The sequence below is a fragment of the Microbispora sp. NBRC 16548 genome, from assembly GCF_030268985.1.
Lineage (GTDB): Bacteria > Actinomycetota > Actinomycetes > Streptosporangiales > Streptosporangiaceae > Microbispora > Microbispora catharanthi.
The window spans coordinates 408,898-429,742 of record NZ_BSSF01000001.1 but is presented as its reverse complement, the minus strand read 5'-3'; the positions used below and the strand labels follow the sequence as shown (position 1 = coordinate 429,742).

The window sequence follows — 20,845 nt, the reverse complement described above, 5'->3', positions numbered from 1 at the left end:
GGGCGGACGAACGGCGTCCGTCCGCCTGAGGTCATGGGGTGGGGGCCGGGCGGGGGGACTCCCCCCGCCCGGCTACCGGGTCAGAGCTCCCGCACGCGTACGTTGCGGAATTCCGCCAGGTCGGTGTTGCTGTGGTTCTGCAGCCCGATGAACCCGCTGACGAACTGACGCAGGTCCGTGGCCGGGTCGCCGCCGCGGGACGACGACTTGCCCGGGGTGTTGTCGAACTCGTTGATCACGACGCCGTTGCGGATGATCGTGTAGTGCTGCCCGACCACCCGGACCTCGTAGTCGTTCCACTGGCCCTTCGGGGTCGCCCCGGCCTTGTCCATGGTGTTCGACTGGAAGTTGTAGATCGAGCCCGTCTTCTGCGGCTCGCCCGTGTCGCCGTCGTAGATCTGGATCTCGTGGCCGCAGTAGACCGCGACCCACGCCTCCGACGTACGGGCCGATCCGACCGTGCCGCAGCTCCCGGCCGGACGTTGGTCCAGCGGGGTCCGCGGGTCGGGGAACCGGACGAACACGCCGGTGTTGGCCCGAGCCGTGCCGGGCGCGACGTCACGGAACTGCAGCCGCACCGAGAAGTCGGCGTACGCCTTGGCGGAGTACCACAGCATGCCCATACCGCCGGAGGTGCGGAGGGTGCCGTCCTGCTGCAGGATGAACTGGCCGGTCGGAGCCTGCGACCACCCCTGCAGGGACTGCGCGGTCCCGTCGAAGATGGTCTCGTAGCCGTTCGTCTTGCCGATCTCGGACTGCGCCGCCGCCTTGCTCAGCGTGGTGGCCTCGCGGTTGTCGATGACGCCGGCCTTGCGGAACTCGTTCACCTGGTCGTTGACGTGGCTGACGAACTCGCCGTGGTTCGACCACGAGCGCTCGTCGTCGATCAGGTCGTTGATCGTGCAGCCGCCGGCGACGACGCGGTTGGCCACGCCGGTGTCGGTGTCGAGCAGCCGGACCGTCGGCCGGGCGTCGGGCGCCGGGCAGCCGATCTCGACGGTGACCTCGCCGGTCGCCACCTCACCGTCGGCGTAGGTGACCTTCAGCTTGGCCTTGTAGGTGCCGAAGTCCTTGTAGGTGTGCGTCGGGTCGGCCTCGGTCGACGGCTTGCTGCCGTCACCGAAGTCCCACTCCCACTTCACGCCACCGGCCCTGGTGTGGGAGAACACCACCGTCTTCGGCGTGCTCTGCCGCTCCGGCCGCACCGTGGCCAGACTCGGGTTCGGCGTCGCGGGACCACCCTGGTAGGTGATGCGGATCAGCTTCTGGTTGGGGTGCAGGCTGAAGAAGCCACCGGCGTAGTCCAGCATGTACAGCGCGCCGTCCTTGCCGAACTTGGCGTCCATCCACGACTGCAGCTGGGTGGCGGCGCCGCCGGGCTGGATGATGGAGCGCAGGTCCTCGGCGAAGACGGGCGGCTTCGCGTCCTTGACGCCCTTCGGGTCGACGGTGACCGCGACCCGGTTGTTCGCGTTGGACTCGTCACCGATGAACCACTTGTCGTCCCAGTACGCCGGCCACGCGACACCGCTGTCGGTGTCGACCTCGGAGCGGTGGTAGGTCGGCCCGGACATGACCGCCTGGCCGCCGCCGGAGAGATAGGGCTGGGTGAAGGTCTCGTCGCCCAGCTTGTAGGTCGGCAGGCCGCTGCCGTCGGTCCGCTTCGGGTAGACCGGGCCGCCGCCCTGCGGCGAGTACCAGATCATGTTGTCGCGGGCCGGCGGGATGTCGACCAGGCCGGTGTTGCGCGGCGAGGTGTTCTTCAGGTTGTCGCAGTTGTACCAGTCGGCGGGCTGGTTGGCGTCGACGTTGCTGCGGTCGCGGTAGGGCTGCTTGTTGCCCATGCAGTAGGGCCAGCCCTGGTTGCCCGCGGACGTGAGGATCGTCGCGGTCTCGTACTTCGCCGGACCCCAGATCTCGCTCGGGCCGCCCGCGTCCGGACCGACCCATCCGGCGGTCAGCCAGTCGTTCACGTTGTCCCACTGGAGCCGCGCGATGTTGCGAACACCCATCACGTAGATCTCCGGGCGGGCCTTGCCGCCGCCCTCTTCCTTACCCGTGAACAGGTTGCCCTTCGGGACCGTGTACGTCCCGTCGGCCTCCGGGTGGATACGGATGATCTTGCCGTTCAGGTCGTTGGTGTTGCCGGCGGTGCGGCGGGCGTCCTGGAACGAGGTGCCCTTGTAGTCCTGCGTCCAGTTGTTCCCGGAGTAACCGCTCGAGCCGCCGGAGGAGTTGCTGTCACCGGAACCGACGTAGAGGTTCCCCTCCTTGTCGAAGGCCATGCCGCCACCCGCGTGGCAGCAGCTGTGGATCTGGGTGTCCCACTGCAGCAGGTCCTTGCGGGTCTTCTGGTCGATCGTCTGGGTGGCGGAGTCGTAGGTGAACCGGGAGATCGTCCGCTTGCCGATCCGCTTGTCCCTGTCGATCGACTCGTGCGGCATCCAGTAGACGTACAGCCAGCCGTTCTCCTGGAACTTGGGGTCGGGCACGATGCCGAGGAGACCCTCCTCGTTCTTCACCAGCTCGTCGCCGCTGCCGCGGTTGCCCATGACGGCGAGGGTGGTGAGGAGCTTGACCTGCTTGGTCTTCGGGTCCCACTGGTGGATCGTGCCGCAGCCGAGGCCGACCTTCGGGTTGTTCCAGTCGGCGATCGGGCCGCTGGGGCAGGCCGCCTTGCCGACGTAGAAGACCTTGCCGTCGGGGGCGACGGTGAGGCCGTGCGGCTCGCCGATCTGGTCGAGCTGGCCCGACTGGTTCTGCGCGGTCAGCCGCTCGGTCTTGTAGTTCGACGCGATGGTCGCCTGGCAGTCGCCGCGGACCAGGCCGGCCGCCCACTTGATCGCGCCGCCGAGGTGGCTCTTGAACTGCTCGTCCTTGGTGTAGCTGTCCTCGGTGCCGCCCATGCCGGTGTAGAACGACCGGCCGCCGTCGTAGTCGCGGCACCACGAGATCGGGTGGAAGGCGCCGTTGCCGTTCAGGCCCGCCTTGTAGGTCCACTCCTCGACCTGCGCGACCGTCTGGACCTTGCCCAGCGGGCTCGGGCTCCAGTTCATCCACTTGTCGGACCGCGTCGCGTTGAACGGCAGGCCCTTGTTCGCCGGGTGCTGCCTGTCGGTGAAGTCCACCGTGGCCTTCTGCACCTGGCTGTCCGGCGGAGGCCCGGCGTCGGGACCGAACAGCCGCAGCTCGGCCAGCTGGATGAGGGGCTCACCGCTGTTCGCCGTGATGTTCAGCCGGTAGTACGCGTACGCCGTGCCGTTGGTGAACTTGTATTCCTTGGTCTGGAACCGCGAGGGGAAGGTCTCCCCGGTCCGCTTGTCCAGGTCCGTCCAGCTCTTCCCGTCCTGGGAGCCCTGCAGCGTCCAGTCCTTGGGGTCGCGGCCGGGGAAGTCGTTGGCCGAGGTCAGCGCATAGTGGGCGATCGCCTTCGGCTGCTCCAGCTTCAGCGAGACCCAGCCGGTCGGGTTGAACGTCAGCCACTTGCTGTTGTTGTTCCCGTCGACCAGCTTCTCTTTGGTCTCGTTCGGCGGGTTGTCCCCGTTCGCCGTGATCTCCACGACCTTCTCGGCCGGGGGCAGGCTGCCGGCGGGGCGGGTGCCGACCAGGTCGGTGAACCAGGACGAGTCGGGCTGCGCGCGTACGGCGTCGTGGACGCCGACGAACCCGCCGCCGTCCCGGATGTACGCCTGGAAGGCGGCCTCCTGGGCGGCGTTCAGCGTCACGCCCTTGGCGGACAGGAACACCACGCCGCGATAGCGCGCCAGGTTGCTGGAGGTGAACACCGCCGGGTCCTCGGACACCTCGACGGAGAAACCGTTGTCCTTGCCCAGGTCCTTGATCGAGTCCGCGGCCTTCTCGACCGGGTCGCTCTGTTCCTTGGCGGGGCCGTGGAACACCAGCACACCGACCGACTTGCCATCTGTATCAGGCTTATCGGGCTTGTCGGCGTCTGGTTCGGGAGGGTTGGGCTTGGCCTGGGCCTGCAGTTGCGCGGCGGGGAGGGCCGGTGCGGCCTGCGCCTGCGCGGCGGGGACCGTCGCCAGTCCCAGCGTCAGGGCGGCGCTCGACGCCGTGATCAGAGCGCGGCGCCAGGCGGGTGGCCGAGGGTGTACGAGCAGGTCTCTGCGACCCATCGTTCGCTCCTTCAGGTTCGGGGGGTTGGATCAGCACCTTGCGGAGGTCGTTCGGTCGGCCATGGCGGCGACCGGGCACGCAGATGCCGGGAGGCACGAGGGTTTTGCCGGTCTCCTTCTCCTCTCGCTCGCCGGTTGATCCCTGATCCCGGCATCGCGGTGAAGCGGTCAGGGCGGTTCGGGTCGTCGCGGGCGTGCGGCATCGCCGTTCGTCGCGCTGTTCTGCGGGCGATCGCCGCGGAGCCCGTCGTCGCGGGCGCCGGGGACGGATCGCGTGCAGCGGTAGCCGGCCGTCCCGTCGGGACGGCGACCGAAACGAAGGGCGTCTTCCCGGTCTCAGACCGGGGCGCCGCCAAGCCGGCGACGCCCGGCGGCGCCGCCGGGGCGTGGTCCGGCATGTCTGAGCCGCAGGTCCGCCGGGGTGTGAGAGGGCGGGCCATGCCGGGCGGATGTCGGCCGTGGGGGGTGTCGCCGAAGCACCGCTGAGCCTTTCCGAGAGTCGCGGATGGTTGCGTAGGCGGGTGGACGAGGGCCAGGTGATGCCCAGGAGACGGAGCGGACTGCGACAGTCCGGTTGCGTCAAGTGGGCGGTTTGGGCTCAACGTAGCAGCCTCACCGCACTTCATCCAGTCCTGTGACAAAGTTCTCTTGCTTACACACTGACTTCTTGACTTTTTGGCAGAACTATCGCCTACTTCCATCAAAAGCTTTATCAACGGCGTCGAAAGCCTCGCTGACGGTCCCCTCGGTCGCTCACCGGCCGGAACGCGCCCCACTACGGGGCCGCATCGAGGCGTCACGCCGCCCAGGCCGGTCCCCCGGGCCGGCGCCACGAACAGATGCCGTTCGCCTCACGGCAGTGAGGCGTCATGACCGGATTGGGGAACCATGACCGAGGTAGGCAGGGGTACGACGCGAGGCCTGTTCTCCCGGCGCGCCTTCACCACGGCCGCGACGGCCGCCGCGTTCGCACCGCTGGTCGGGGCGGGCGAGGCCAACGCGGCGCCGTCCGACAAGGTCACGGGCAAGCCCGGCAAAGACGACGTCCGCCGCATGACCCTCTACGCGGAGAAGTTGCCGAACAATCTGCTCGGATACGGCCTGGAGCCCGGCAAGGCCACGATCCCCGGCCCGCTCATCGAGATGGTCGAAGGCGAGACCCTCGAGATCGAACTGGTCAACAACACCGACGTCACCGCCAGCCTGCACGTGCACGGAGTGGACTACGAGTTCACCAGCGACGGCACGAGGATGAGCGACAGCGTGGTGGAGCCGGGAGGCCGGCGCACCTACGTCTGGCGCACCCACGCGCCGGGCCGCCGCCCCGGCGGCACCATCGAGCCCGGCAGCGCCGGCTACTGGCACTACCACGACCACGTCGTCGGGACCGACCACGGCACCGGCGGCATCAGCAGAGGGCTCTACGGCGCGCTGGTGGTCCGCCGGAAGGGCGACATCCTCCCGGACAAGCAGGCCGTCGTCTTCTTCAACGACATGACGGTCAACAACGCCAAGGCCGGCGAGGCCCCGCACTTCATGGCGAAGATCGGCGAGCGCGTGGAGTTCATCGTGGTCACCCACGGGAACTTCTTCCACACCTGGCACCTGCACGGGCACCGCTGGGCGGACAACCGCACCGGTCTGCTGGACAACCCGCTGGACCAGACCCGGATCATCGACACCAAGATCACCGGACCGGCCGAGTCGTTCGGCTTCCAGGTGATCGCCGGAGAGCGCGTCGGGCCCGGGGCCTGGATGTACCACTGCCACGTCCAGAGCCACTCGGACATGGGGATGGCCGGAGTGTTCATGGTGGCCGACGAGAACGGCAACGTACCCGGCCACGACATGGGCGGCATGAGCTCCGGCAGCGGCTCGGACATGAGCTCCATGTCGCACAACTGATCCCGCCCCGCTCCCCCGCGTACGCCGGGCGGGCCACCCACGATCAAAGTCAGTAGGGTGCGCCCATGACCAGCGACATGCGCGGGCGCGGGCGGGCGGCGGTCACCGCCGAGTCCGAATCGCAGGCGGCTCTCGACTACTACCTGATCACCTCGGCTGCGGGCACGGAGGGCGCCCCGGCCGAGGGAATCGTCGTCGAGGAGTTCGCGCTCACCGGCGACTTCAGGACCGTCGGCCTGGACACCGCCGGATGGACCGCCGCCGACGGCGTCTGGTGGAGTTCCGCGGCCTTCGGACGTGCGATGCGCGAGGACCCCGGCCTGCGCTCCCGGGCCCGCGCGGTGAGCCGCCTCGATGCCGAGGCCGCGTACCGCGGTCTCGGCGGGGGCGAACTGCCCGGCGAGACGCGGCTACGGGCGCTGTTCCACGACCACCAGCCTCTGCCGGACTCGCCTCCCCTGCGTCTCAGCCCGCCCCGGGTCCCCGACGGGTTCCACGACACGCGGGTCTACCGCGTCCTGTTCGCCGGTGAGCCCCGCCTTTCCCGCCTCGCGGACGTGGTGACGCTCGCCGGGGAGACCGGCGACCCGCGGACCCGGGTCGTCGGCTCGGGCGAACTGCGAACGGACCCGGACGTCTTCACCTGGGAGGTGCGCCGGATCGGGCCCGGTGTGGCCTGCTGCCTCGACCTCACCGCCCACCTGGGGACCGCGTCCGGCCAGGCCCTCGGGCCGCTGCTGCGGCGGTTGACGACGGCGATGCGCCACGCGGGACCGGTCCCCGTGACCGTCGAGCGATTCTCCTGACCCGGCTCCGGCTCTTCGCGTGCGCGCGATTCAGCGGCGCGCGGCCGCCGCGCCGGCGTCGGTGGAGAAGGCGAGGTCCCGCCCCGCCTCCAGTTCCGCGAGCCGATCGGTGAGTGCCCTGTGGATGTGGGCGTAGGAGTCGCTGCCCAGGGCGACCCGTACGGGCGCGGGGTCCAGGTCCGCGCAGCCGACAATCGCCACGGCCGTCTTCGCGAGGTCGCCGACGGACGGCAGCGCGGGGTTGCGGATGCCTCGGGTCAGCGCGGCCGGGCTGGCGTCGTAGGCGCTCATCGGCGTGGCGAGCCTTGAGCTCCCGTCGCGGAATCGCGTACGGGCGCTGCCCGGCTCGACGATGGTCACGCCGATGCCGAACGGGGCGACGTCCTTGGCCGTCGACTCCATGAACCCCTCGATGCCCCACTTGCTCGCGTGATACGCGGACGCGCCCGCGTTGGTGGCCTGACCGCCGTACGTGGAGAGCTGGATGAGGCGGCCGCCGCCCTGGCGGCGCAGGTGAGGCAGCGCGGCCCGGACCACCCGGATCGAGCCGAGCAGGTTCGTGTCGATCTGGTGGACGATCTGCTCGTCGGTGAGCTCCTCGGCCGCGCCGAACAGGCCGTACCCGGCGTTGTTGACGACTACGTCGATCCTGCCGAGGTCGGCGAACGCCCGGCCCACGACCTCCTCAACGGCGGGGCCGTCGGTCAGGTCGAGGCGGGCGAGCCACAGCCGGTCGCCGTACTCCGCCTTCAGGTCGTCCATCGCCTCCATCCGCCGAACCGTCCCGGTGACGCGGTCTCCGCGCCGGAGAAGCTGTTCCGTCATCTCCCGGCCGAAGCCGCTGCTCACCCCGGTGATCAGCCAGGTCCGTGCGTCCATCGCCATATCCCTTCCTGCTGGCTAACTCGTTAGTTAGCGTACTCCACGTCCTAACCGGTTAGTCAACGCTAGGATGGCGCCGTGGCAACAGGTAACGCCGAGGCGACCAAGGCACGCATCCTCGAAGCGGCGAGGGACGAGTTCTCCGCTCACGGCATCGCCGGGGCGCGCGTCGACCGCATCGCCAAGGCCGCCGGCTGCAACAAGAACCTGCTCTACATCTACTTCCACAGCAAGGAGACCCTGTTCGCCACCGTCCTGGAGCAGAACCTGCGACGGGTCTACGACGAGTTGCCGTTCACGCCCGACGACCTGCCCGGGTACGCGGCGCGGGTCTTCGACTTCGCGATGGCCCAGCCCGGCCTGATGCGGCTCATGGCGTGGGCGGGCCTGGAGCAGGAGACCGGCGAGGTCGCCCTGCGCAACGCGGCGCAGAGCGCGAAGGTGTCGGCGATGGAGGCGGCGGCGCGGGACGCGGACGGCCCGGGTGCGCGCTTCGCGCCGGAGTTCCTGCTGACGGCCATCCTGGCGCTCGCCACCGCCTGGTCGGCGGCGAGCCCCTTCGGACCGAGACTCAGCCCCGGGCTGGCCGCCGATCCCGCCACGCTGCGGACGCAGATCGCCGACGCCGTGGCGGCGATCGCCGCCGCGCGGACCGGCCCATGATCGTACGACGCGATCCCCGGGAGGCGGCAGGATTTCGGCGGGGGTCGTCGCGCGACTCCGTTCCATCATCGGTCAGCGACTCTTTGTAACGCCGGGGCGCGTCGCCACGACATCCGGATGAGCGTCCACATCGGGTACCTCCCGACAAGCGGCCACGGGGACGGACACATGGAACTGCGCCATTTCCGGTACTTCGTGGCAGTCGCCGAGTACGGCGGCTTCACCCGGGCCGCCGCCCGCCTGCACGTGTCGCAGCCGACGCTCAGCCAGCAAATCCGGGACCTGGAACGCCACGTGGGCACCCCACTGCTGGTCCGCGACCCGTCCGGGACCCGGCTCACCCCCGCCGGGGCCGCCTTCTACGAGCGGATTCGCGGCGTGCTGCACGCCGTGGACGAGGCGGCCTCGACCGCCCGCTACGTGGCCGGCCTGCGGGAGGGCACGCTGCGGGTAGGCGTGGCGCTGCCGATGCCGCGTGAGATCCACCTCACCGTGCTCACCGCGTTCGCCGAGGCCTACGCGGAGGTGCAGGTGAGCCCCCGGCAGCTCGGCCTGGTCGACTTCGACCGGCCGCTGATCCACGGTGAGATCGACGTGGCGCTGATGTTCATGCCGGTGGACCCGGAACGCCTCGCCTGGGAGCCGGTGCTCGACGAACCGCGGGGGCTCGCCGTGTCCACTGGGCACGACCTGTGGGACGTGGACGCCGTCCACTTCACCGACGTGCTCGGCCAGGCCTTCGCCCCGGTGCACGCCGAGGTCCCGGCCCGCGCGGTGCGCTGGTGGACCATGGACGAGCAGCGCAACGACGAGCCGCCCCGATACCGCGGCGCGCCCGGCGCCACCCCCGAGGAAGTGCTGCTCAGCGTGCGCCTGAACCGGGTGGTGTGCCCGGCCCCGTACAACTACAGGGACACCGCACTGCCGACGGGCCTGCGGATGATCGAGCTCACCGGCCTGCCGCCGGCGACGGTCGTCGCGGCCCGCCGGCGCGAGGACCGGGGCGGACTCGCCGAGGCGTTCTGCTCGCTCGCGGCCCGGACCGTCCGCGGGCTGGCCCGCTCCGCCCCGGGTAGGGTGCCCGCCTCCTCCGAACTGGGTGACCTGCGGGCATAGCCGTCGCCTATACCCCATAGGCAGTCCGTCTTCGACTACGCCACCACCCCGGCCGATCCTGGCTCATGAGCCGGGGCTCGGAAGGCCCGGCGATCACGCTCTGTCTGGGGGAGTGCAATGGATGCGCTCGCGCTGGCCGCGGCCTCCGCGTTGGTAAGTGTGCTGGCGACCGAGGGGTGGCAGGACGGCCGCAGGGCCGTCGTCGCGCTGTGGCGGCGTGCCCGCCCGGAGCAGGCACCGGCGGTCGAGGCCGACCTCGCGGAGGCCCGTACGGAACTGCTGGCCGCCCGGGAGGCGGGCGACGAGCAGGCCGAACAGGACCTGGTGGTGGAGTGGCGGCAACGCCTGCGCCGGCTGGCGGCCGCCGACCCCGAGGCCGCCCGGGAACTGCGTCGGATCGTGGACGAGGAGCTCACCCCGCTGCTGCCCCCGGCCGGACGGCAGATCGCCGTCAACCAGAACGCCACGGTCTCCGGGTTCGGCCGGGTGAACCAGGCGGGCCGCGACATCCGGATCGGCCGGGGGTGAGCCAGGAGACGGACACCGGCCCTGACGAGGTGCGGCAGGAGGCGCGCGTTTTCGGCCTGGGCTGGATCCTCCAGGCCGGCCGCGACCTGATCATCCATCTGGCGGTCGACTTCAAACCCCTGGTCCTCGCCGTCGCCGCGGCCGCCCTCATCGCCGGCGGCGGCTGGGCGACGGTGAACTGGCTGATCCCCGCCCTGTCCCCCGCGTACAAGACCCAGTTCCTCATCGACACCAGCGCGGACGCCACCGACATCGCAGGAGCGCTGGGGACCGCCGTGGGCAACTCCGGAGACGACGACGCGCTGGGCCTGCGCAGCTTCGGCGGCGAGTGCGGCCGGGACGGCAGCACCACCCGGCTGGTGGACTTCGGCACCGGCAACCGGAGCCGGATCACCGACGCGGCGCGCCGGGTGCCCGCGGGCGGCAGGCCGACGCTGGTGAAGGGCATCGTCGAGGCGGCCGGTGACTTCTCCGGGTTCTGGCCCCTGCGCGCCACCCAGGTCAACCGGGTCGTCGTCGTCACCCGGCACGGTGCGGACGCCTGCGACGCCGAGTACGCCGAGGACGAGATCCGGCAGCGGATCGCCTCGGCCGGCCTGAAGATCCAGTTCCGGCTGGTCGGCTACCGGGTGCCGGACGACCAGCGGGACCGGCTCAGCCGGATCGCCTCGGCCGCCGGCGCGCCGGAGCCTGTCTTCACCGAGACCCCGGAGCAGCTGCGGGTGGCCCTCGACTGGCTCACCAACACCGAACCGGTGCGGACGAACGCCTACGAGGTGATCCGCATCCTCGACCCCACCGCGAAGCGGGTCGACGCCGCGGTGGCCGCGATCGGCGCAGGCCGGCTCGACGTGGCCGAGCGCGAGCTCGACCGGGCCGGGACGGGCGACGCCGACGCGCAGCTCAAGGTGCTCGCCGACCGGGCGAGGACCCCTGCCACCCGGGACATCTACCGCAGGGCCATCGGCCTGCGTGACCTGCAGAAGGAACTGGTCCCCGCCGCCAGGGACCTGCTCGGCGCCGCCCGGTCGAAGGGCGTCGCGCGCACGGACTACAACGCGATCGCCGACCGCTACAACCACGAGGTGGACGCCATGAACAGGGCACTCGCCGCGCTCCGGCTCACTCTGCCGAAGGCCCCGCGGTGACCGGGCCGCGCAGGAGGGGCCGTCGTGTGGTGGCGGTGCTGCTCGCCGTCGCCGCTGTGGTCGCGGGCGCGGGCGCCTACGTCTGGTTCGTGCTGGTTCCCGACTACCGCACCGCGTTCCTGGTGGACGCCTCCGCCGGCCCGGCCGGCCGGTTCGGCGCGATCGCCGCCGCCGTGGGCTCCGCGGCCCGCAACTCCGGAGACGGCGACGCGCTCTCCATGCGCCGGTTCGGCGGCACCTGCGGCGCCACCGGCACCACCGCCGAGGTCGTACCCACCGGCCGGGGCCAAGGCGACCGGATCGCCACCGCGGCGCGCACCCTCACCCCGTCCGGCGCGGCGACCCTGGGGGACGGCGTCCTCGCGGCCATCGACGACTTCTCCGGCCTGTATCCGTTCCGCGGCAAGAAGGTCAACCGGATCGTCGTGGTGACCGGCCACGGCGAGGACGCGTGCACCGAGGACCAGGTCGCACTGCGGAAAGCCATCCGGGACAGGATCGCCGCCGCCGGGCTGACCCTGGAGTTCCGGTTCGTCGGCTACCAGGTGCCCAAGAGCCGGCAGGACGGTCTGAGGCAGCTGGCCGCCGCCACCGGAGCACCCAAACCTCAGTTCGCCAGGTCCGCCGAGGATCTCACCACAGTGCTGCACAAGCTGACCATCCCCGGCCCGGGCGGTGCCAGCCACGTGACGGTCCCGGGTGACACCCCGGCCCCCGAGCCGAGCACGGAGAGGAAGCAGTACGACTTCTCCGTCGTGATGCTCACCGGGTGGGGTGTGAAGGTGTCGGGCGCTCCGGTGACCTGCGCAGCGGAGACCAACGAGACCTCCACGGATGGACGGCAGTGCCGGTTCAAGCTGGCCGAGGGGCAGCGGATCCGGCTCACCGCCAAGATCCACGGCCCGGATCCCAACCCGATGCGGGCCCAGAACAATCCCAACTACCGGCCGATGAACACCCCCTACTGGTACGGCTGCGACGAGGGACCGAAGTCGCGGACCTGCACCGTGACCATGGACGCCGAGCGCGTGTCCCGGCCGGTCGACACCTCCGCGAAGACCCCCACCACGTCCCGGGTGGCCTGCGTGGCCACCGAGGATCCGGCGGGGGGCGGGGTCGGCATGGTCACCTGCGCGATGCTCACCGGCGCGTCGCCGCCCCCGATGCCGGAAATCACCTATGCGGACGGCTCGGTGGACTCTGGGTCGGGCTGAGGCCCCTGAGCCGGGCTGTGAAGCCCGGCTACGCCTCCCCGTAGGCCGCGCCGGCCACTGTTCCTGGGAGGAGGCCGATCCAGGCGTGGGTGCTGTTCCACCAGCACGGTGCGCACGCGCGAGACAACCGTGTGCCGCTGTACGGTTGCGCGATTCCGGCGAGGACGACTGGTCAGGCCAGTGGGAGCCGGACGACGAAGGCCGCACCGCCGGCCGATGTCCGCTCCACGTGCACCTCGCCCTCGTGGCCGTACGCGATGTTCCGCACGATGGCCAGGCCGAGGCCGGTCCCGCCGCGGTCGCGGGAGCGGGCGGCGTCGAGGCGGGTGAATCGATCGAAGATCCGTTCCCGATCCTCCTCCCCGATTCCGTCGCCGTCGTCGGCCACCACGAGCTCCGCCACATCGGCCGTACGCCGGACCTGGACGAACACGACCGTCTTGGCGTGCCGCTGCGCGTTGTCGAGCAGCTCGGACAGCATTCGCCTGAGCCGCGCGTCCAGACCGCGCACCAGAACCCCGGGGACGACCTGCACCTTCACGTCGAGCCTGTCGGAGCGCCGGGCCAGTTCGCTCTGCACGAGATCCCCGAGGTCCAGCAGGGACGGCTCGGCCGGCTGCGCGGCGGCCTGAAGCTGAGCCAGGAGGTAGAGGTCGTCGACCAGCGTCTGCAGCCGTTCCACGTCGTTGAGCGCCCGTTCGAGCAGGTCGTCCACGTCGATCTCGCTGGGATGCAGCCGGGCCTCCTCCAGCTGTGCCCGCAGCCCCGCGATCGGGGTGCGCAGTTCGTGCGACACGTCGGCCTCGAACCGCCGCTGCCAGTCGATGGCCCGATACAGCTTGCCGCACATGCTGTCGATGCCGTGCTTGATGCTGCGCTCCAGCTCATCGAGTTCGCCAAGACATTCACGGAGGTAGCGGAGCGATGTCACGTCTCCCAGATTCCCTGACCCATCCACGACGATTCCCATGGACAGCTAAAATCAGCATCTACGACTTGTTTCCGGCCAGAAATAGGGTCCGTACGGCAGGGCCTGGACATGCCGGAAGACGTCGGTAAACGCAATGCGATGTGGTTCTGCGATACCTGCGGGACCCCCGGGCCCGTCATCGGGCTCGGGATGATCTGAACGACGGTGGGATTGATCACCTTCGTGATGCTCGCTACCTGCACGGATCTGCTCGGAACCACAATGGGCCCGCGATAACGCTTCCGTTCGTCGCCGTCCCTCCCATCGTCTGCCGAAGCCATGTACGGTCCGGAGCTCCCCTGGAAACAGGATTGACCAGTCGGGACTGGTGACGAAGGATTATTGGTATGACGCTTCCCCAGCGCCAAACTCGGCGCTCTCCGCACGCGCTGGTGAAGCTGGTCGTGGTAACTCTCCTGCTGGGCGCCGCGATCGGAGCAGGCGTTTTCTTCGCGCTGGCGCTGATGTGGCATTCGCTGTGGGGCGAGGGGCCGATGTTCTTCCCGGGCGAGCCGTAGACGGTCAGATCGTCTCACGGGGACGACGTTCGAACTCCCCGACGTCCTGCTCGAGAACGGGAGCCAGTGGCGGGGTGAAGGCTCCTCGACGAATTTTCGGCCGTGTCACTATCGGTAGACCCTCCCATCCTCTTCCCCTCTTGCTTCTCGAGAAGAGATGGCTCTCACTGCTGAATCCAACGGTCGCGCTTGCTCGGGGCCCCTTGCTCAAGCTTCTCGATCGGCCCTCTCGAGCAACGGGTGGTAGTCATATCCGAGCATGTCAAGGCGGGTCCGGATCCACTGGGCATACGGGCCGTCCATTCGTTGCAGGAGGAATCTCAAGCTCTCAATGGCCCTTCGCTCCCGTTGCCGCTTGCTGCGGGATCGAAGATCTACGGGCAGGTTGTGGCACATGTCGGCGATCACTCGTATCTGCTCGTGGTAATCATCCGGGCCGTCAGGCCATTCCATCGGTTCACGGCGATACCCCATGGTGCGAATCTCCACGAACGCCAAGCTCATCAGGCCTATGACAGCCTCTTGGGCCGACATCCGCATTTGAACCACCGAATCCCTCCGTTCTCGTGCGGACACGCACAGCATCCGCTGGACTGATCCCTCGTCCGCCGGCGGGCGATTCACAGGACAGTGGGCCGGTGAGGGATGGTCAACCCCGGGCTTGCGGCGGATGGGGCGCCACCTAGTAGGTCGACGATGCGATCGACGCCTCGACCCGGGTGTAGCACTCTGGCAGGTCGGCTCGTCCCCGTGCGCGAGACGCCTCATAAGTGGGCCAGCAGCCCGTCCAGCGGTCGCGGCACGCGATCGGGCTCCAGCGCCGCGACGAGCGGGCCCGCGTAGCGGATCTTGCGGCCGCTGCCTGCTCCCATGAACCGGCGCAGCTGGTCGTGGGTGCTGCGCTCGCGCCATGTGGGTTGCTTCTGGAGTGTGCGAAACGAGCTGAGCTCGCCCTCGGCATCGACGACGCATTCGACCGTGGCGGTGCCGAGGGCGCGGATCAGCTCGTCTTCCAGGTCTGCCACGCACACGAAGAATCCGAGCGCCTCCAGATCGCTTCTGGTGAGATCGGATCCGAAGCCGGCGCGCTCGAGACCCCTCCGGAAGGCTCCTTCCTCGCCGACGTCACACAGACCGGCCAGCCGGAGATCGCGACCGAGAGGGCCGAACTTGCCGATGTACGCCCCGATGTTCGTGGCGCCGCCCATCGCCACAACGGAGATGCCTTCGGCCGCGAGGTTCCGGCCCCGGCGCTCGGCCAACGCCTTGATGGCCGACCTGTCACTGATTCCCTCGACAAGGACCACGGTGTGCGTATGGTTCACGCGCTCAGCCTTGCACCCAATCCGGCGACGTTTGTACCCATTTTCCCGTGTTGAAGGGACGTACGATCGGCGGGAGCAACGGCGCGGACCTGGACGCCGCGTCAGCGCTATCGCGGGGTCAGCACACAGAACTCGTGGCCGTCGGGATCGGCCATGACCACCCAGCTGACCTCGCCCTGACCGATGTCGATGCGCGTCGCCCCGAGGGAGATGAGACGGTCGACCTCCGCTTGCTGATCACCGTCGGCGGGTGGAGCGAGGTCGAAATGCAGCCGCTCCTTCCCGGTCTTCGGCATGAGTGGCGGACCGCCCCAGGTGATCTTCGGACCGCCGTGCGGCGAGCGAATGGCGGTCTCCTGGTCCTGATCCCAGACCAACGGCCAGCCCAGCGCTTTGCTCCAGAAGTACCCGACCTCCTGCGAACCGTCGCACGCCAGCGCGCCGATGAATCCGCAGTCGGCGAGGAATTCGTTGTCCGGCCCGATGACGCAGAACTCGTTGCCTTCGGGGTCTGCGAGCACGACATGATCCTCGTCCGGGCGTTGACCGATGTCGATGTGCCGGGCGCCGAGCCCGATCGCCTTCTCCACCGTCTGCTGCTGGTCCTCAAGGGACGTGCTCGTCAGATCGAAGTGCATCTGGTTCTGGCCGGTCTTCTGCTCCTGACTAGGAAGGAATCGGATCCGGAACCCGGTGTCATCGCTCGGCAGGAGCGTGATGCCGTCCTGGGGGTCCTCGGTCATCTCCCAGCCAAGGACGCCGGACCAGAAGCGCGCGAGACGGAGCGGGTCGTGCGCATCGAAGCAGAGCGCGACAAGGTGACACGTCATTCCGCTCCGCACCTCCATTCGCTGATACAAGGCCGCAGACAGGGCATGTCCTCCGCGCCCATGGGGGAATCAACGCTAGGCACTCGGGGACCCGTCACGCCAACCAATTTCGGCAGGCTTGTCGGCAAGCGTGAAAGGGCCGACGCCCGCGGCATCCCCATGACGAGCCGATGGGCCGGCTGGGCTACCACGGCCAGCCTCCGAGCGGGCTCGCGCGGGTGCCGGAAACCCGAGCACACGGCCGCCGCACCGCCCGCCCACCAAGCGCACGCCGGGCTCGTAGCACCACGGGCATAATGTGCTGATGCTCCAAATCGATCGTGGCTACACGATCCAGGATTCGACGTGCGAATGCTGCGGCGAGCAGCGCCGGCAGTCCCGCGGTTTCGTACACAAGCAGGGAGTCGGCAAGTACGCGGTCTTCTTCGCGACCTGCTACCACCATCACGGCATCCATGAAGCGTGGATAGACGTAATCTTCGATGATCAGTGGGGCGCCGAGCACCTGGAAGTGCCCTGTGACCGGCGGGTCACCTTCGGCTGCAGAGTCGGGCCGGTCGAAAACAGCCCGCTCCCGGCCTGCACTCTCGTCAATGCAGCCGCCGTGGCTCCCGACGAACCCCTCTATGGGCACAAGCTGTCGCGAGACGAAGCTCTTTCACACCCGATGCTGAAGGAGTACTGGGAGGTGGTCGACCATATCCTCGAAGCGGAACAAATGCTCCGTAGTCATATTTACGGTCCGCAACCCTGATGCAGTGGGCACAGTGATGGACCGCACGCTGCTTTCCCGTCGGGCAATGACAGCACGCGTCTCAACTGGTTCTGGAGGGCTCACCTGTAGGGGTGGCTTGTCCACGGGCCGTCCAGGTGTGCCCTCAACGGATGCATCACGCTACCGATTGACCTTGGTGCTTCGTGCGTTGCCTGTTGAAATCGTCCGCCATGGCCCATGGGTGTTCAGCGGTGTTCGCTGTCGTTGTCACGCAGTCAGTCACGCAGGGCCAGCCCAGCCCTCGGTGACCGTAGCGCCGCTAGCCGACTTCAGTCGGCTCCGTACCCGCCCTCCGTGCACCGTGGATCCACACAACAGGGAAGCTCTGACCGTTCACAACGCGAGCAGGGTATCGACCTACCCCGACCGAAGCGCCTTGGAATGCCGTCGGGCCAATGGTCCGGAGCCATGTGAAGCTCCCTGATGTACGCTCACGATCTCGGCTCAATTGCGACCCTGATGTCCATGGGGACTTGGGAGGATTCCATTGGTCCGCAGCATCAAGCTCCTGCCCTGCACCTTCAGTTCCGCTCTGTGACCAAGGAGAAGGAGCGAGACGACCCCGACGACTTCTCGGGGATCAGCCTCGGCGGCGCGGCCTTCATGTTGACCGTCATGGCCCTGAGACACCCTTGGCAGTCGCTCAAGGAACTGCTCGCGGTGGTCCGTCGACTGGGCCGCCGGGCGCTCAGGCTCGCGATGGCCCCTGCCGGATTGATGGCCGCAATCGTGTTGTCGCGCCGAAGGGATCGACGCCCCACCTTCGAGGACTACCTGCATGGCCGCGACGAGGAATGAGACATACGACAATCGGTGAACGCACTCGGCGACCGAGAACCCACTTCAATCCGTCTATAACGATCGGCTTGCTGGCAGGAGTGATCCGGGAGCCGGCCCAGATCAGGGATGTGAAGGTGGACGAGCCGGCCTGTAGGCCGGGTTCTGTGATCAGCCGTGAGGGCTGACCGGCGGCCATCCATCTAGGACCGCCGTTGCCGGCGGCCTCAAGCGGTCTACCCGCGCGGCTCGGGCGGGCAGCCCTCGAACGTCGCGCGCGGGACGTTCCGGAGAACGTCCCTTCTTGACCTTGCTCCGGGTGGGGTTTACCGAGCCGCCCACGTCACCGTGGGCGCTGGTGGTCTCTTACACCACCGTTTCACCCTTACCCCCGCGAAGGGGGCGGTCTGTTTTCTGTGGCACTGTCCCGCGGGTCACCCCGGGTCGGCGTTACCGACCACCCTGCCCTGTGGAGCCCGGACCTTCCTCGGCAGGGCCGTGAGGCCCTGACGCGGCCGCCCGGCCGGCTCGTCCACCGTAGAGGTAAGCCTAGCGGCTTCGGAATCCTTCCCCGGACCGGCCGGGGATCATGTGAAGACTCTCTGAGTTCTCCCGCCGGGCGGGAGCGTGGGACGACACCGGCGCAGGTCGGGGGCCGACCGCTCACAGGAACCGCACAGATCCTCTCAGAGGTCACGCAGACCGGTGGGCGAGGCTGCGTCCCATGATTGAGTTGCGGCAGCTGACCAAGAGGTACGGCGAGGTCGCCGTCGTGGACGGCCTCAGCTTCGACGTACGGCCGGGCGTCGTCACCGGCTTCCTCGGGCCGAACGGCGCGGGCAAGACGAGCACGATGCGGATGATCCTCGGGCTCGACAGGCCGACGAGCGGAAGCGCGACGATCGGCGGGCGGCGCTACGCCGACCTGCCCGTACCCCTGCGGGAGGTGGGGGCGCTGCTCGACGCGCAGGCCGTGCACCCGCGCAGGACCGCGTTCGACCACCTGCTCTCCCTGGCGTACGGCAACGGCATCGGACGGCGCCGGGTCGAGGAGGTGCTCGGGCTCGTGGGCCTGGCCGACGTGGCGGGCCGGCGTCCCGGCGGGTTCTCCCTGGGGATGAAACAGCGGCTCGGCATCGCGGTGGCGCTGCTCGGTGATCCCCCGGTGGTCCTGCTCGATGAACCCGTCAACGGACTGGACCCCGAGGGCATCCGCTGGATCCGCACGCTGACGCGGAGCCTGGCCGCCGAGGGCAGAACCGTCCTGCTGTCCAGCCACCTGATGAGCGAGATGGCCCTCACCGCCGACCACCTCGTCGTCATCGGCCGGGGGCGGTTGATCGCCGACACCGGGCTGGAGACGTTCGTCCAGTCGGCCGCGCGGCAGGGGGTGCTCGTGCGCACTCCCGACGCGCGGCGGCTCGCCTCACTGCTCCGGGAGTCCGGCGCCACCGTGCGGCCGGGCGTCGACGGCGGCCTGATGGTGACCGGAATGACCGCTGCCGAGGTCGGCGGTCTCGCCGGTGCGCACGGAATCGTCCTGCACGAACTCACGCCCCGGCGGGCCTCCCTCGAGGACGCCTATCTGGAGCTGACCGGCGACAGCGTCGAGTTCGCCACGAGTGCCCCCGGGGTCGTCTCATGACCGCGTACGGCGTGCTGCGCTCGGAGTGGGTGAAGTTCCGCAGCGTCCGGGCCATGCTCGGCTGCCTGGCCGGGGCTGTGGTGGCGGCCGGGTCGTACGGCTATCTGTTCGGCACGGCGGCCGCACGCGAGTACCTCGGCGCGTCTGCCGCGGACCGGGCGGCCTTCGACTCCACCGAGACGGCCTTCCGCGCTCTCGTGCTGGTGGGGGTGCTCGTCAGCGCGGTCGGCGTGCTGGCCGTGACCAGCGAGTACGCCGCGGGAACGATGCCGGTCAGCATCACCGCCGTGCCGAGACGCGGACGCCTCCTCCTCGGCAAGGGGGCCGTCGTCGCGCTGACCACGCTCCTCGTCGGGCCGCCGCTGGCGCTCCTGTCGTTCACGCTCAGCCAGGCGGCGCTGGCGGCGCAGGGCGTGCCGAGCGTGGGACCCGGTGATCCCGGCGTGCCCGCGGCACTGCTGGGCGCGGGCCTGTTCACCGGCCTGATCGGGCTGTACGGCATGGCGCTCGGGTTCCTGCTGCGCAGGTCGGCGGGGGCCATCTCGCTCGGGACGTTCCTTCTGATCCTGCCCGGCATGGCGAGTCTGTTCCCGAAGCCGGTGGCCAGGTGGATCGTCACCTGGTGGCCGAGCGCGGCGGGCGCTCGGATCTTCGCGGTCCATCCCGGCACCGAGTTGCTCGCGCCGCTCGCGGGCGCGGGTGTGCTGGCCGCCACCGTGCTCGTCCTGCTCTGCGCCGCCGTCGCCGTCTTCCGCAGACGGGACGCGTGACGCGCCGGCCTGTACGGCGGGCTTAGCCCCGCGTACCTATTCTTCCGGTGATCGGCGGAGGGAGGCCGGAGTGGACGGGCGGCACCTGCTGGTGGTCGACGACGAACCCGTGGTGCGGGAACTGCTGGCGGCCACCCTGCGCTTCGCGGGATACGAGGTGACCTCGGCCGCGTCGGGGTCGCAGGCCCTGGAGACCGCGCAGACCACGCCGCCGGACCTCGTGCTCCTCGACGTCATGCTGCCCGACATGGATGGTTTCGAGGTCATCCGCCGTCTCCGGGAGCTTCCCCGGCCACTGTGCGGCGGCCGTCCCGGTCAGGTGCCGGTGCTGTTCCTGACCGCGCGCGACACCACGCAGGACAAGATCAACGGTCTGCGTCTGGGCGGCGACGACTACGTCACCAAGCCGTTCGACCTGGAGGAACTGCTCGCCCGGATCGAGGCCGTGCTCAGGCGGGCCGGGGCCGCTCCCGAGGACCGCACGCTGCGGGTGGCCGACCTCGAACTCGACCCGGAAGGCCATCAGGTGATTCGGGCGGGCACCCCCGTGCGGCTGTCGCCGACCGAGTTCCGGCTGCTCCACTACCTGGTGCTCAACGCCGGGAGGGTGGTGTCCAAGGCCCAGATCCTGGAGCACGTCTGGCGGTACGACTTCGCCGGCGACTCCAGCATCGTGGACACGTACGTGAGCTATGTACGCCGCAAGATCGACAGGGCCAGGCCCAAGCTGATCCACACCATGCACGGCGTGGGTTATGTCCTGCGCGGGCCACGGCCGTGACCAGGACGCCCTCCGGGTCCTGGAAGCGTCCGGAGTCATGGAAGCGGCCGGGATCA

Annotated in this window: 19 protein-coding genes and 1 other RNA gene; 13 read left to right on the top strand and 7 right to left on the bottom strand. The window is 69.4% G+C overall.

Annotated features, from left to right (window positions below; translation table 11 throughout):
* Positions 1-80: 80 nt before the first annotated feature.
* Positions 81-4,136, bottom strand: a complete 4,056-nt coding sequence (locus QSK36_RS01960; protein WP_285781123.1) for a ThuA domain-containing protein — start codon at positions 4,134-4,136, stop codon at positions 81-83.
* Positions 4,137-5,024: 888 nt separating this feature from the next.
* Between QSK36_RS01960 and QSK36_RS01955 the strand changes: the two genes are divergently transcribed.
* Positions 5,025-6,041, top strand: coding sequence for a multicopper oxidase domain-containing protein (locus QSK36_RS01955; protein WP_183536204.1), 1,017 nt, complete (start codon positions 5,025-5,027; stop codon positions 6,039-6,041).
* A 65-nt stretch (positions 6,042-6,106) separates the two neighbouring features.
* Positions 6,107-6,847, top strand: a complete 741-nt coding sequence (locus QSK36_RS01950; protein WP_285781122.1) for a hypothetical protein — start codon at positions 6,107-6,109, stop codon at positions 6,845-6,847.
* Positions 6,848-6,877: 30 nt separating this feature from the next.
* Here the strand turns inward: QSK36_RS01950 and QSK36_RS01945 are convergent, their stop codons facing one another.
* Positions 6,878-7,726, bottom strand: a complete 849-nt coding sequence (locus tag QSK36_RS01945; RefSeq protein WP_285781121.1) for an SDR family oxidoreductase — start codon at positions 7,724-7,726, stop codon at positions 6,878-6,880.
* Between the two features lie 81 nt (positions 7,727-7,807).
* Here QSK36_RS01945 and QSK36_RS01940 point away from each other — a divergent pair, with 81 nt between their 5' ends.
* The 5 genes from QSK36_RS01940 to QSK36_RS01920 all read left to right on the top strand — a co-directional run bounded on the left by QSK36_RS01940 (position 7,808) and on the right by QSK36_RS01920 (position 12,398).
* The gene (locus QSK36_RS01940) at positions 7,808-8,392 is read left to right on the top strand and encodes a TetR/AcrR family transcriptional regulator (RefSeq protein ID WP_183536198.1); all 585 of its coding nucleotides are present in this window, start codon (positions 7,808-7,810) and stop codon (positions 8,390-8,392) included.
* A gap of 168 nt (positions 8,393-8,560) precedes the next feature.
* Positions 8,561-9,508 (top strand): LysR family transcriptional regulator, encoded by a 948-nt coding sequence (locus QSK36_RS01935; RefSeq protein ID WP_183536196.1) that lies wholly within the window; start codon positions 8,561-8,563, stop codon positions 9,506-9,508.
* Positions 9,509-9,625: 117 nt separating this feature from the next.
* Entirely contained in the window at positions 9,626-10,036 is a 411-nt protein-coding gene (locus tag QSK36_RS01930; RefSeq protein ID WP_183536194.1) for a hypothetical protein, read from the top strand.
* The gene (locus tag QSK36_RS01925) at positions 10,033-11,184 is read left to right on the top strand and encodes a hypothetical protein (RefSeq protein WP_285781120.1); all 1,152 of its coding nucleotides are present in this window, start codon (positions 10,033-10,035) and stop codon (positions 11,182-11,184) included. The genes QSK36_RS01930 and QSK36_RS01925 overlap by 4 nt, the downstream gene beginning before the upstream one ends.
* A gap of 26 nt (positions 11,185-11,210) precedes the next feature.
* Entirely contained in the window at positions 11,211-12,398 is a 1,188-nt protein-coding gene (locus QSK36_RS01920) for a vWA domain-containing protein (protein WP_285781119.1), read from the top strand.
* A 172-nt stretch (positions 12,399-12,570) separates the two neighbouring features.
* Here the strand turns inward: QSK36_RS01920 and QSK36_RS01915 are convergent, their stop codons facing one another.
* On the bottom strand, positions 12,571-13,329 hold the full coding sequence (locus QSK36_RS01915) for a sensor histidine kinase (RefSeq protein WP_285781118.1): 759 nt from the start codon (positions 13,327-13,329) through the stop codon (positions 12,571-12,573).
* Positions 13,330-13,715: 386 nt separating this feature from the next.
* Between QSK36_RS01915 and QSK36_RS01910 the strand changes: the two genes are divergently transcribed.
* Complete coding sequence (locus tag QSK36_RS01910; protein ID WP_285781117.1) at positions 13,716-13,886, top strand: hypothetical protein; 171 nt, start codon at positions 13,716-13,718, stop codon at positions 13,884-13,886.
* Between the two features lie 207 nt (positions 13,887-14,093).
* Here QSK36_RS01910 and QSK36_RS01905 read toward each other — a convergent pair whose 3' ends face one another.
* The 3 genes from QSK36_RS01905 to QSK36_RS01895 form a co-directional block, all read right to left on the bottom strand.
* Complete coding sequence (locus tag QSK36_RS01905) at positions 14,094-14,390, bottom strand: hypothetical protein (protein WP_285781116.1); 297 nt, start codon at positions 14,388-14,390, stop codon at positions 14,094-14,096.
* Positions 14,391-14,650: 260 nt separating this feature from the next.
* Positions 14,651-15,193: a TOPRIM nucleotidyl transferase/hydrolase domain-containing protein gene (locus QSK36_RS01900; protein WP_285781115.1), complete on the bottom strand. Its 543-nt coding sequence runs from the start codon at positions 15,191-15,193 to the stop codon at positions 14,651-14,653.
* Between the two features lie 125 nt (positions 15,194-15,318).
* Entirely contained in the window at positions 15,319-16,059 is a 741-nt protein-coding gene (locus QSK36_RS01895; RefSeq protein WP_285781114.1) for a VOC family protein, read from the bottom strand.
* Between the two features lie 286 nt (positions 16,060-16,345).
* Here QSK36_RS01895 and QSK36_RS01890 point away from each other — a divergent pair, with 286 nt between their 5' ends.
* Together QSK36_RS01890 and QSK36_RS01885 are read left to right on the top strand one after the other, a co-directional pair.
* Positions 16,346-16,795 (top strand): hypothetical protein, encoded by a 450-nt coding sequence (locus QSK36_RS01890; RefSeq protein WP_183536180.1) that lies wholly within the window; start codon positions 16,346-16,348, stop codon positions 16,793-16,795.
* A gap of 555 nt (positions 16,796-17,350) precedes the next feature.
* Complete coding sequence (locus QSK36_RS01885; protein WP_285781113.1) at positions 17,351-17,614, top strand: hypothetical protein; 264 nt, start codon at positions 17,351-17,353, stop codon at positions 17,612-17,614.
* Between the two features lie 117 nt (positions 17,615-17,731).
* On the opposite strand, the gene rnpB is transcribed toward QSK36_RS01885, so the two are convergent.
* Positions 17,732-18,124: RNase P RNA component class A (gene rnpB, locus QSK36_RS01880), an RNA gene on the bottom strand.
* A 193-nt stretch (positions 18,125-18,317) separates the two neighbouring features.
* Here rnpB and QSK36_RS01875 point away from each other — a divergent pair.
* The 3 genes from QSK36_RS01875 (at position 18,318) to QSK36_RS01865 (ending at position 20,789) form a co-directional block, all read left to right on the top strand.
* Entirely contained in the window at positions 18,318-19,238 is a 921-nt protein-coding gene (locus QSK36_RS01875) for an ATP-binding cassette domain-containing protein (RefSeq protein WP_285781112.1), read from the top strand.
* Positions 19,235-20,008: a hypothetical protein gene (locus tag QSK36_RS01870; RefSeq protein WP_285781111.1), complete on the top strand. Its 774-nt coding sequence runs from the start codon at positions 19,235-19,237 to the stop codon at positions 20,006-20,008. The genes QSK36_RS01875 and QSK36_RS01870 overlap by 4 nt, the downstream gene beginning before the upstream one ends.
* A gap of 70 nt (positions 20,009-20,078) precedes the next feature.
* Complete coding sequence (locus QSK36_RS01865; protein ID WP_285781110.1) at positions 20,079-20,789, top strand: response regulator transcription factor; 711 nt, start codon at positions 20,079-20,081, stop codon at positions 20,787-20,789.
* Positions 20,790-20,845 lie beyond the last annotated feature (56 nt).

Coding starts and splice junctions, on each gene's coding strand:
- QSK36_RS01960 (WP_285781123.1), bottom strand. CDS start 4,136: ATGGGTCGCAGAGACCTGCTCGTACACCCTCGGCCACCCGCCTGGCGC.
- QSK36_RS01955 (WP_183536204.1), top strand. CDS start 5,025: ATGACCGAGGTAGGCAGGGGTACGACGCGAGGCCTGTTCTCCCGGCGC.
- QSK36_RS01950 (WP_285781122.1), top strand. CDS start 6,107: ATGACCAGCGACATGCGCGGGCGCGGGCGGGCGGCGGTCACCGCCGAG.
- QSK36_RS01945 (WP_285781121.1), bottom strand. CDS start 7,726: ATGGACGCACGGACCTGGCTGATCACCGGGGTGAGCAGCGGCTTCGGC.
- QSK36_RS01935 (WP_183536196.1), top strand. CDS start 8,561: ATGGAACTGCGCCATTTCCGGTACTTCGTGGCAGTCGCCGAGTACGGC.
- QSK36_RS01930 (WP_183536194.1), top strand. CDS start 9,626: ATGGATGCGCTCGCGCTGGCCGCGGCCTCCGCGTTGGTAAGTGTGCTG.
- QSK36_RS01910 (WP_285781117.1), top strand. CDS start 13,716: ATGACGCTTCCCCAGCGCCAAACTCGGCGCTCTCCGCACGCGCTGGTG.
- QSK36_RS01905 (WP_285781116.1), bottom strand. CDS start 14,390: ATGAGCTTGGCGTTCGTGGAGATTCGCACCATGGGGTATCGCCGTGAA.
- QSK36_RS01895 (WP_285781114.1), bottom strand. CDS start 16,059: ATGGAGGTGCGGAGCGGAATGACGTGTCACCTTGTCGCGCTCTGCTTC.
- QSK36_RS01890 (WP_183536180.1), top strand. CDS start 16,346: ATGCTCCAAATCGATCGTGGCTACACGATCCAGGATTCGACGTGCGAA.
- QSK36_RS01875 (WP_285781112.1), top strand. CDS start 18,318: ATGATTGAGTTGCGGCAGCTGACCAAGAGGTACGGCGAGGTCGCCGTC.
- QSK36_RS01870 (WP_285781111.1), top strand. CDS start 19,235: ATGACCGCGTACGGCGTGCTGCGCTCGGAGTGGGTGAAGTTCCGCAGC.